This window comes from Neisseria sp. P0009.S007 (assembly GCF_051962515.1).
This window is the reverse complement of record NZ_JBQCVF010000072.1, coordinates 1-11,125: the sequence shown is the minus strand read 5'-3', so window position 1 is coordinate 11,125 and position 11,125 is coordinate 1. Positions and strand designations below refer to the sequence as shown.

Genomic DNA, 11,125 nt, shown 5'->3' with positions numbered 1-11,125 from the left:
ATGCTTTTGCTCGGACAGGCGGCAAGAATGGCCGCGGCAATGCTGACGAGCGTAATGCGGTACAAATGTTTTTTCATAGAATCAATAGCGTGTCGAAAGGCCGTCTGAAAGCGATTTTTCAGACGGCCTATGTTGGAAAGTGCTGATTTTAACACAAAAAAGCGATTTATCGGCGCGGCGGCAGTTGGACGACAACCGTATCGGCCAGCATATCGTAGAGCGTGCGGCGGTCGCGTTTGACGGAGAAGAGCATGATGAAGTTAATGAAGGCTATAAGCAGAGAAATCAGGTTTCCACCCGTGTCACTTATTGCCAACGATACAATAGTTACCACAACACCAACAGCAAGCGCCCAGACAACTTCGCGGATTAAAACCGTTCCTTCAAAGCCCGGATTGCTTCCGTCATTTTTTAACACCCGGATGCCCATAATTTTTTTACCTAAAGACTGACCGTCCCGGCTCATGTAATACAGTTGGACAATACCAAAAACCAAATAAACAGCCAAAGAAATAAAAAATGTTATGGCAAAATATTCAGGGGTATTAAAAAGAGAAGATTCCGAAACTAATTTTTTGCTTTCATCTAAAGTGAAAACTACCATCACGATGAATGGCAACCATATCAAAAAAGTAAACAGATTATTCAACAAATATGCCGCAACCCTCGCCCCCGGCGAAGCAATATGGACATCTACTATTTCTGTTTTAGGCAAATCCGACAAATTGATTTCGCTCATTTAATCTTCCTCTGTGCTATTTAATGAGATGCAATTTCATTGCCATCTTAACCTATTTTTCCATCATTCTAAAAAATTTCGATAAAAACCTTTACATTTTCCGCAGACGGCGTTAAAACGTTTGTTTTCCCCTTTTTTATAGTGGGTTAACAAAAGTCTGAACAAAACGGCAGGCGATGCCGTTCCGATTTTTGTTAATGCACTATAAACTTATCCGGATTTTCTTTGTAAGGAGTAACACATGAAAGTAGGTTTTGTCGGCTGGCGCGGTATGGTCGGCTCTGTTTTGATGCAGCGTATGAAAGAAGAAAACGACTTCGCCCACATTCCCGAAGCATTTTTCTTTACCACTTCCAACGTCGGCGGCGATGCCCCTGATTTCGGTCAGGCAGCCAAAACATTGTTGGATGCCAACGATGTTGCCGAATTGGCAAAAATGGACATCATCGTTACTTGTCAGGGTGGCGATTACACCAAATCCGTCTTCCAACCCCTGCGCGACAGTGGCTGGAACGGCTACTGGGTTGACGCGGCTTCTTCCCTGCGCATGAAAGACGACGCGATTATCGTCCTCGACCCTGTCAACCGCAACGTCATCGACAACGGCCTCAAAAACGGCGTGAAAAACTACATCGGCGGCAACTGTACCGTTTCCCTGATGTTGATGGCTTTGGGCGGTTTGTTCCAAAACGATTTGGTCGAATGGGCAACCAGCATGACCTATCAAGCCGCTTCCGGCGCGGGTGCGAAAAACATGCGCGAACTCATCAACGGCATGGGCGCGATTCACGCCAAAGTGGCAGACGAGCTTGCCGATCCTTCCAGCGCGATTCTCGACATCGACCGCAAAGTGTCCGATTTCCTGCGCAGCGAAGATTATCCGAAAGCCAACTTCGGTGTACCGCTCGCCGGCAGCCTGATTCCGTGGATTGACGTGGACTTGGGCAACGGCCAGTCCAAAGAAGAATGGAAAGGCGGCGTGGAAACCAACAAAATCCTCGGCCGCAGCGACAATCCGACCGTGATTGACGGCTTGTGCGTACGCATCGGCTCTATGCGCTGCCACAGCCAAGCCCTCACCCTGAAGCTGAAAAAAGATCTACCCGTTTCTGAAATTGAAGCGATTTTGGCAGGCGCGAACGATTGGGTGAAAGTCATCCCCAACGAAAAAGAAGCCAGCATCCACGAGCTGACACCCGCCAAAGTCACCGGCACGCTGTCCGTCCCTGTCGGACGCATCCGCAAACTGGGCATGGGCGGCGAATACATCAGCGCATTCACTGTCGGCGACCAACTCTTGTGGGGCGCTGCCGAGCCGTTGCGCCGCGTATTGCGCATTATCTTGGGCAGCCTGTAATTTAGGTTGGCATGAAAAAAGCAACGGTTTGGGCCGTTGCTTTTTTTGTCACAAAAAGGCCGTCTGAACCTTTCAGACGGCCTTGTTTCCTATTCTTTTTTACCGGCCAAACCGATTTCTTTGGTGGAATCGCCAACTTTGATTTGCGCCTTACCGGCAATTTCTTCAGCCTGCGGGCCGAAGAGTTTCAAATCGTAACGGCCGTTTTCGATACCGTTCAAACTGGTTTTACCGCTGATGGCGGCTTTTCCGTTGTTATTGGCAATGCCTGCGGCAAGCAGGTCGACATTATTGTGGGAAGCCATGCTGCTGATTTTGCCGTAACCTTGTTTTTTATCGAAATCGACAGTGTATTTCAGACGGCCGCTGCGGTCGTCGCCGTTAAACGCGATCCCCGAATACTGATAGCTGCCTTGTTTGGGTAAATTGCGATACGCTGTTTCATCGCCTTGGACTTCGCCGACGGTAAATATGTATGTATCGAGGTTTTGCAGCTTGCCTGCGTCATCGGCTTTTTGTTTGGCGTAACGCGCGGCAACAGTGGAATAATTTTGTTTATACACTTGGAAATCGCCCGTTTCCAAAGTGATGACTTGACCGTTTACCTTGATTTTTTGGGCGTAGTCGTAAGAAGATACTTTATCGGTTTTCAAAAAGCCGGTATCGAGTTTGCCGCCTTTTTGCAGGGTTTGCGTTTTACCGTTGGCGGTCAGCTCCAACGTACCGTTTTCAGGGACGGATTCGTTCAATTCAACGGACAACACGCCTTTCGGATGCGGATTGAGCGGCTCGGTCACGGCATTCGACAAGCCGCTTGTTGCGCCGCCGCAGGCAGTCAACATCAAAGACAGGGAGGCAGTCAAAGCAGAAATACAGAGGGTTCTCATCATTTTTTCCTTTCCTTTTTTATTTGATATGATATTTATCATATACCTAAAAAAATGAACAATAAATGATTTTTGTCAAAATTAAGTATTTTGAATATTGATTTTATAAATGTTGAAACATTTTTATAATATCGGGCATTCAGTCCTTCCCGCCTCCCTTCCGCTATAATCATTCTATTTTGCAAACGGATTTCATTATGCCTAAAATCACCCTTATCGCCGCCTATGCCGCCCGCCGCTGTATCGGCATCAACAACACCATGCCTTGGCATTTGCCCGAGGATTTTGCCTTTTTCAAATCCTACACTAACGGCAAACCCGTCATTATGGGCCGCAAAACATGGGAGTCGCTGCCGCGCAAACCGCTGCCCGGCCGTCAAAATATCGTCATCACCCGCCAAGATTATCAGGCCGAAGGCGCGCAAACGGCGGCCTCTTTGGAAGATGCGCTGGCTTTGTGTCAGGGGGTTGAAGAAGTCATCATCATGGGCGGCGCGCAAATTTATGCACAAGCCCTGCCGATTGCCACGGATTTGCGTTTGACCGAAGTCGGTTTGGATGTGGACGGCGATGCGTTTTTTCCTGAGTTTTCCACAGAAACATGGCAAGAAGCTTCTCGGGAAAACCATGTTTCCGCCAAAGGCATCGAATACGCGTTTGTGCATTATGTGAAGGCATAATCCGACAGCACAAAGGCCGTCTGAAATCCTGTTTTTCAGGTTTCAGACGGCCTTTTTATTTCGTTTATTTACGGCATACCGTTTAAGCTGTTTTATTTTTCAAAGGCAGTTTGATATGCGGTTTGGCCGGCTTGGGCGCTTCTTTCAGTCCAAGTTCAATTTGCTGCTCTTCGCTCAACAAATTGCTCCAGTCGCCTTTTTTATACCAGTCGCGGCCGTCCAACTCGATGGGATGTTGGATACGCTCGCAACCGTTGCCGCATTGCAAATCGTCCTCTTTGCAGTATTTGTCGCAACCCCAGCAGATACGCTCGGGATTTTTCGGGAAAATGGGAAATTTCTTGGCCATGATGTTCTTCTTTTGTTTGTGTGCGGTACGGCAGAATTATAAGTGATTTGAATGGGACTGGCGGCGGGTTTATCGTGTTTTACGCTGATTTTTTAAGATGTGTTAACCTTTCAGACGGCCTATACTGCAAAAATAATCCCTACGCGGTACAACAAAAGGACCCGATATGAACATATGCCGTCTGAAGCCTGAATTTGTCGAGCCTTTAGCCCTCGCGCTGTTTGAGGAGTGGCACGATTTTGCGCCGTGGTCGTCTCTGGACAAAATCCGTGCGTATTACGCGCAGTGCCTTGATGGGGATAACTTGCCGCTGGCGTTTGCGGCTGTGAATAATGAAGGGCGGCTGATGGGTTCGGCAGCATTAAAGCGGTTTGATATGGCGTGTTTTCCCGAACACGAATATTGGCTGGGCGATGTGTTCGTTTTGCCGCAATTTCGCGGTTTGGGCGTAGGCAGGCAGCTGGTTTCGTTTTGTCTGGATAAAGCACGCGAACTGGGTTTGCCGCATCTGTTTCTCTATACGCCGGATGTGCAAGCCGTGTATGAAAAGTTCGGCTGGAAAGAAATCACGCAGACTTGGCACAACGGGGAAACCGTATCCGTCATGAAATTGGATTTATAGTTTGAAAAGAATAAAAGGCCGTCTGAACATTTGATTTCAGACGGCCTCTGCCTTTGAATTATCCACAACTACCCTATCCGCTTAAACGGCGGCAGACAAGCCAATAATTGTTGGCCGTAGCGTTGCGTTTTGACGCGGTTGTCGAGGATGGTCACGCGGCCGTAATCCTGTTCGGTACGGATAAGGCGGCCGACAGCTTGGATCAGTTTGATGCTGGCTTCGGGCACCGTAATTTCGATAAAAGGATTGCCGCCGCGTTGTTCAATCCAACGGTTTTGGGTTTTCTCGATGGGATTGTCCGGCATCGCAAACGGCAGCTTGGCAATAATGACTTGCACGCAGGCCGTACCGGGCAGGTCGAGGCCTTCGGCAAAACTGTCGAGGCCGAAAATAATGCTGGCTTTACCTTCGGCAATAGCTTGATGGTGCCTTTGTAAAAGAACGGCCTTGGGCAACTCGCCCTGCACAAGCAGAAGCGGTAAGTATTCGTCAGGCAGTCGTAAGGCGACATCCTGCATTTGCTTGCGCGAGGAAAACAACACCAGCGTACCGATGGCTTCAACCGGCGAAACCAGCTTCGGCAACCATTCGACAATGGCGGCCGTATGCGCATCAGGGTCTTTGGGGCTGGCTTGAACCGGCGGAATATACAGCTCGCCTTGCGCATCGAAATTAAACGGGCTTTCCAATGCAAGCGTGGTGGTTTCGGGCAACCATAATAGGCCTGTTTGGCGCAAAATCAGGTTGAAGCTGCCGAGCGATTGCAGGGTGGCCGAAGTCAACACTGCGCCTGCCGCGTGCCGCCACAGGCTGTTGGCAAGGTGGGATGCGCTGCTGATGGGGCTGGCGTTGAAAATGTAGTCGTTTTTGTCGTCGGCACGGCGGGTTATCCATTTCGCCAACGGCTCTTCGCCTTCAATGGGAACGGTGGAGAGCAAATCCCAAACCGCGCTGATTTGTTCGATACGGGCGATAAAAAGGCCGAACTCGCTGGTCAGACGGTCGAGGAGCGCGCCATCCTGCTCTTTTTCGCGGCGCGCGGCGGAAAGCGCATCGTTCAGGCCGATAACGTGTTTGAGCAGGCTGCGCGCAGCAATGGCCGTATTGGAAACTGTGGTTTCCAGGCCTTCGGGGATTTTGCCGTCTTCCCACAGCCAAGTCGGTTCGTTGTGTTTCCGCCTGTCGTTTTCAGACGACCCCAGACTTAAAGACGGCTCTTCCGCCAAATGGAACTGCCATTCATGCAGGCTATCGAGCAAGGATGTGGCAGCTTCGTCAGCAAGGTTGGCAAGTTCGGCTTTATCGGTCAGCGCGGCAATTTTGCCGGTAAGCTGCGGCAGTTTTTCCAGCGTCCAAACGGCAATATTCCATGAATGTTCGGCGGCAAAGCGGCTGAGGGCTTTTTTGGACAGGTGGTGCGCTTCGTCTATGCAATAGAAACTGTTTTCAGGCGCAGGCAGAATCACGCCGCCGCCCATACTGATGTCGGCAAGCAGAAGATCGTGATTGGCAACGACGACATCGACGGTTTCCAAGACATCGCGTGCCAGGTAAAACGGGCATTCCGGACGGTTGGGACAGGCGGATTTCAGGCAGCCGTGGCGGTCGTTGGTCACTTTGAGCCAAATCGTGTCATCGATTTTTTCCGGCCAAGTGTCGCGGTCGCCATTAAAGCGGCGGGCGGAAAATTCATCGGCAATGTCGCGCAGCAGGTTCAATTCTTCAGGCTTGGGTTTGCTGTCCCACAACACTTCCGGCGCTTCAAAACCAAGCAGGTTTTGCTGGGCATTGTTTTGCGTCAGTTGATAGAGTTTGTAGGGGCAAAGATAACGGCCGCGTCCCTTGGCAAGCGCAAAGGTCAGCTCCAAACCGCTTTTTTCGACCAGAAACGGCAAATCGCGGTCAACCAACTGCTCCTGCAAAGCCACCGTCGCACTGCTGACGATCAACCATTTGCCGCGCGTTTGCGCCATGATGCCGCCGGCCAAAAGGTAGGCCAACGATTTACCCACACCGGTCGGCCCTTCGATCACGGCAATGCTCTCACCCTCGCGTTTGGGCGCTTCTTCGCCTTCTTCACGCGTCAACGTCCGCGAAAAAGCGTTGGCAATCGCCGCAATCATTTCCCGCTGCGAAGCGCGCGGACGGAAACCGGGCAGGTTTTTGCCAATGTTTTGGTAATGGTCGCGGATGGCGTTTTTTTCTAAATCGGTGAGCATTGAGGCCGTCTGAATGGGTTTGCAAGAATAGCGTATTTTAGCATTTTTACCTTAATGAAGCCTTCGTAAAGTCTTACTCTATTTTAGGGTTTGGCATTTTGATGGCAATGGACGAACCGAAAAACCATAATCGGTTTTAACCAAGCAAAAGGCCGTCTGAAACTTTAGCCGCACTGATGCAGAGGCACCCACAATTTTTGCTTTTCGGATTTGTTTTTCTCGTAGCGGTTCCACGCTTTTTCATGAAAATAAAAGACGACGGTATTGACGATGGGTTCGACCAAAGCCACCGCGCTGGAAACGCCGATACTGCCGGTCAGAATATAGGCGACACTAAATGCGACGCTGAAATGCAAAATAGCAAATGTAATGGTTTTAATCATGCTGTTTTCCTGATACATTGATGTTTTAATAGCTACATAATAATTATTATCAACTAACACGTATATTTTAAATCCTTTATCCTGATTTAGATTTTATAAATCGATATTTTATTTTTGATAGGAATTTTATGAATCCGCTCCAAATTGTCGTCCTCGACCGCGATACCCTCGTCAATCGCCCGTTTGAATTTGATTTTCCACACACATTAAGCAGCTACGGCACAACCGAAGCGCACGAAACGCTGGCGCGCATACGGGGTGCGGACATCATCATTACCAACAAAGTCGTGATTTCCGCCGAACACATCGCCGCCAACCCGCAGCTCAAACTGATTGCGCTAGCCGCGACGGGCGTCAACAATGTGGACGTTGAGGCCGCCAAACAAAATGGTACGGCAGTGTGCAATATCCGCGCTTACGGCAATGAATCCGTGGCGGAACACGCGTTTATGATGATGATTACCCTGATGCGCAACCTGCCTGCCTACCAGCGCGACGTTGCGGCAGGCTTGTGGGAAAACTCGCCGTTTTTCTGCTACCTCGGCGCACCGATGCGCGATTTGAACGGCAAAACGCTGGCGATTTTCGGTCGCGGCAATATCGGTAAAACACTGGCAACTTATGCTCAGGCTTTCAAAATGAATGTCGTGTTCGCCGAACATAAAAATGCCCAAAGCGTCCGCGACGGCTATGTTTCCTTTGACGAAGCCATCCGCTCCGCCGATGTCGTGTCGCTTAATTGTCCACTCACACCGCAAACGGCAAACATGATAGGCGAAGCCGAATTGCAACAAATGAAACCCGGCGCCATCCTCATCAACTGCGGGCGCGGCGGCTTGGTCGATGAAGCCGCTTTGGTTGCGGCGTTGAAATACGGCCAAATCGGCGGTGCAGGTTTTGACGTGTTGACACAAGAGCCGCCGCGCGACGGCAACCCTCTGCTGAAAGCCCGACTGCCCAACCTCATCGTCACGCCACACATTGCATGGGCAAGCCAAGAAGCCGCAAACCGCCTGTTTGACATCCTTTTGGATAACATCAACCGCTTCGTGGCCGGCAATCCGCAAAATCTGGTTTAATCTATGGAAAACCTGTTGATAAGGTTGTGAACAATTTTAAAGGCCGTCTGAAATATTCAGACGGCCTTTATTTATCTTTATTTATTTCATAAAGTTATCTATCAAGTAGATTAAATCATTTCATTCTTCATTGTGGATAACCCTATAAAAAGGCCGTCTGAAATACTCAGACGGCCTTTTGTTTGCCCGGGCAAATTAAATATCGTATGTGGTTGAAGCGGTATCGCCGCCCTTGCCTGTCCAGTTGGTATGGAAAAACTCGCCGCGCGGTTTGTCGGTACGCTCGTAAGTGTGCGCGCCGAAGTAGTCGCGTTGGGCTTGCAGCAGGTTGGCGGGCAGACGCTCGGAAGTGTAGCCGTCAAGGAAGGTAATTGCGGAAGCCATGCAAGGCATCGGAATACCGCACTCAATCGCTTTGGCCACCACTTTACGCCATGCAGGCAGACAAATTTCCAATACGCCTTTGAAATAAGGATCGGAACCCAAGAAGACCAAATCAGGATTGGCCTCGTATGCGTCGCGGATGTTGCCCAAGAACGCGCTGCGGATAATGCAGCCTTCGCGCCACAAGAGGGCAGTATTGCCGTAATTCAATGCCCAATCGTTGTTTTCGCTGGCTTCGCGGATCAGCATAAAGCCTTGTGCATAAGAAATGATTTTGGATGCCAACAGGGCTTGGCGTAGGGCTTCGACCCATGCGGCTTTGTCGCCTTCAATCGGGGTAATGGTTTTGCCAAACAGGCTGTTTGCTTGGGTGCGTTGGTCTTTAAACGCGGACACGCAACGTGCAAATACGGCTTCGGAAATCAGGGTCAACGGGATACCCAAATCGAGGGCATTGATGCCGGTCCATTTACCTGTACCTTTTTGACCTGCGGTATCGAGGATTTTTTCGACCAAAGGTTCGCCGTTTTCATCTCTGTAACCCAAAATCGCGGCGGTAATTTCGACCAGATAAGAATCCAGTTCGGTTTTGTTCCACTCGTTGAAGATTTGGTGCATTTCGTCATAAGACAGGCCCAAACCGTCTTTCATGAATTGGTACGCTTCGCAAATCAACTGCATGTCGCCGTATTCGATGCCGTTGTGCACCATTTTGACGAAGTGGCCCGCACCGTCACGGCCGACCCAGTCGCAGCAAGGCTCGCCTTGAGGTGTTTTGGCGGAGATGGCTTGGAAAATCGGCTTAACGGCAGGCCATGCGGCTTCGTCGCCACCGGGCATGATGGACGGGCCGTGACGCGCGCCTTCTTCGCCACCGGAAACGCCGGCACCGATAAAGCGGATGCCTTTTGCCGCCAGCTCGTGTGTGCGGCGGGTGGAATCAGGATAGTTGGCGTTGCCGCCGTCAATAATGATGTCGCCTTCGTCCAAAAGTGGAACGAGTTGTTCGATAAAATCGTCAACAACAGAACCGGCGCGAACCATCATCATGATTTTGCGCGGTTTTTCTAATTTATCAACTAGATCTTGCAGTGAATATGCACCAATAATATTGGTATTTTTGGCTGCGCCGTTTAAAAAATCATCTACTTTGCTGGTCGTACGGTTGTATGCGACAACTTTAAAGCCGTTATCGTTCATGTTGAGAATCAGGTTTTGCCCCATTACGGCAAGGCCGATTACGCCAATGTCGCCTTTCATTTCGTGAAACTCCGTTATTGATTAATTTTATCAAGCGTAACTCTAGCTGATTTACACGTTTTTAACAATCCTTAACTTTTTAATTTTTTGAAAAGATGCCTTTACGTTTCAGACGGCCTTTGCCTTTGGGAAAACAAACTATAAATAAGATTTTAAATAATAAATAGAAGATGATATTGAGTGCTGCCACAGCTTGTTGATAACTTTGATTAAAAAAATTTTTCAAATACTTAGCTGATATTTTTTGATGAGGATAAAGTATGGTCGGCCTTGTTTGCATATGTGGATAAAAATTTTCTGCCGCTTTGTTCTGTGGGTAACTTTTTGCCTGTGCACAATCTTAGCTTGTTTTATACTTCTCCAATCGGAACTGATTGAGTAGGGAAATAGTCAAATGGTTTTTTATTTCTGAATATTTTCATATTTCCTCTTGTTCAAGTTGGGAAAAGGCCGTCTGAAAATATTTAAATTTATGGATTGAATATGAAATTTTCCTTTAGTATTAAGTTGTTATCTATTTTAGTTTTGGCCGCTTGTGCGCAACAGCCGGTTCAAAAGCCTCAAGTTGCCCTGCCCTCCGTATCTGTGGATAACCATGCGCCGGAACGAGGGACGGGGCTGACCGAGCAGAAGTTAATCCGCGCCAAACATTATATGGCGGCGTCTGCCAATCCGTTGGCAACCGAGGCGGGATACGAGGTTTTGAAACGCGGCGGCAGCGCGATAGATGCGATGATCGCCATGCAGACGACCTTAGGTCTGACCGAACCGCAGTCTTCTGGTTTGGGCGGCGGCGCGTTTTTGGTGTATTGGGACAATAAGGCGAAAAAACTGACGACGTTTGATGCCCGCGAAACGGCGCCGAAAGCGGCAACGCCGGCGCTTTTCTTGGATGAAAACGGCAAGCCGATGGGCTTTATGAACGCAGTGGTCGGCGGCCGTTCGGTCGGCGTGCCGGGGATTCCGAAGCTGCTGGAAGATGTCCACAAGCGTTACGGCAAATTGCCGTGGGCAAGCCTGTTTGACAAACCGATTGCTTTGGCGGAACAAGGTTTTGCTGTTTCTCCGCGTATGGCGAAATCCATCGAGCAAAATTTGGAACCCTTGCAACGTTATCCGCAAACCGCCGCTTACTTCCTGCCTGACGGCAAACCTTTGGCTGCGGG

General features: G+C 49.5%; 11 protein-coding genes. 5 read left to right on the top strand and 6 right to left on the bottom strand.

From position 1 onward, the window contains the following. Positions 1-166: 166 nt before the first annotated feature. Positions 167-739 carry an RDD family protein gene (locus tag ACTHS3_RS07825; RefSeq protein ID WP_440367602.1) on the bottom strand — a complete coding sequence of 191 codons (573 nt, stop codon included), beginning with the start codon at positions 737-739 and terminating at the stop codon, positions 167-169. Between the two features lie 241 nt (positions 740-980). Here ACTHS3_RS07825 and asd point away from each other — a divergent pair, with 241 nt between their 5' ends. After that, positions 981-2,096, top strand: a complete 1,116-nt coding sequence (asd, locus tag ACTHS3_RS07820) for an aspartate-semialdehyde dehydrogenase (RefSeq protein WP_049335663.1) — start codon at positions 981-983, stop codon at positions 2,094-2,096. Between the two features lie 89 nt (positions 2,097-2,185). Here asd and ACTHS3_RS07815 read toward each other — a convergent pair whose 3' ends face one another. Then, positions 2,186-2,983, bottom strand: coding sequence for a factor H-binding protein (locus tag ACTHS3_RS07815; RefSeq protein ID WP_049335665.1), 798 nt, complete (start codon positions 2,981-2,983; stop codon positions 2,186-2,188). A 197-nt stretch (positions 2,984-3,180) separates the two neighbouring features. On the opposite strand from ACTHS3_RS07815, the gene ACTHS3_RS07810 reads away from it, so the two are divergent. Beyond that, positions 3,181-3,663 (top strand): dihydrofolate reductase, encoded by a 483-nt coding sequence (locus ACTHS3_RS07810; RefSeq protein WP_070624868.1) that lies wholly within the window; start codon positions 3,181-3,183, stop codon positions 3,661-3,663. An 82-nt stretch (positions 3,664-3,745) separates the two neighbouring features. Here the strand turns inward: ACTHS3_RS07810 and ACTHS3_RS07805 are convergent, their stop codons facing one another. Beyond that, on the bottom strand, positions 3,746-4,012 hold the full coding sequence (locus ACTHS3_RS07805; RefSeq protein WP_003686685.1) for a DUF3079 domain-containing protein: 267 nt from the start codon (positions 4,010-4,012) through the stop codon (positions 3,746-3,748). A 166-nt stretch (positions 4,013-4,178) separates the two neighbouring features. Here ACTHS3_RS07805 and ACTHS3_RS07800 point away from each other — a divergent pair, with 166 nt between their 5' ends. Then, positions 4,179-4,634, top strand: a complete 456-nt coding sequence (locus tag ACTHS3_RS07800) for a GNAT family N-acetyltransferase (RefSeq protein ID WP_049335668.1) — start codon at positions 4,179-4,181, stop codon at positions 4,632-4,634. A gap of 68 nt (positions 4,635-4,702) precedes the next feature. Here ACTHS3_RS07800 and dinG read toward each other — a convergent pair whose 3' ends face one another. Both dinG and ACTHS3_RS07790 read right to left on the bottom strand, forming a co-directional pair. Continuing rightward, positions 4,703-6,853 (bottom strand): ATP-dependent DNA helicase DinG, encoded by a 2,151-nt coding sequence (dinG, locus tag ACTHS3_RS07795; RefSeq protein ID WP_049335670.1) that lies wholly within the window; start codon positions 6,851-6,853, stop codon positions 4,703-4,705. Positions 6,854-7,017: 164 nt separating this feature from the next. Beyond that, on the bottom strand, positions 7,018-7,236 hold the full coding sequence (locus ACTHS3_RS07790; protein ID WP_070826381.1) for a DUF2061 domain-containing protein: 219 nt from the start codon (positions 7,234-7,236) through the stop codon (positions 7,018-7,020). Between the two features lie 128 nt (positions 7,237-7,364). Here ACTHS3_RS07790 and ACTHS3_RS07785 point away from each other — a divergent pair, with 128 nt between their 5' ends. Then, positions 7,365-8,315, top strand: coding sequence for a D-2-hydroxyacid dehydrogenase (locus ACTHS3_RS07785; protein ID WP_004519196.1), 951 nt, complete (start codon positions 7,365-7,367; stop codon positions 8,313-8,315). A 195-nt stretch (positions 8,316-8,510) separates the two neighbouring features. Here the strand turns inward: ACTHS3_RS07785 and gnd are convergent, their stop codons facing one another. Then, complete coding sequence (gnd, locus tag ACTHS3_RS07780) at positions 8,511-9,959, bottom strand: decarboxylating NADP(+)-dependent phosphogluconate dehydrogenase (RefSeq protein ID WP_440367599.1); 1,449 nt, start codon at positions 9,957-9,959, stop codon at positions 8,511-8,513. Positions 9,960-10,442: 483 nt separating this feature from the next. On the opposite strand from gnd, the gene ACTHS3_RS07775 reads away from it, so the two are divergent. After that, positions 10,443-11,125 (top strand): gamma-glutamyltransferase (locus ACTHS3_RS07775; protein WP_440367597.1); only part of this gene is annotated, 683 nt, incomplete at its 3' end.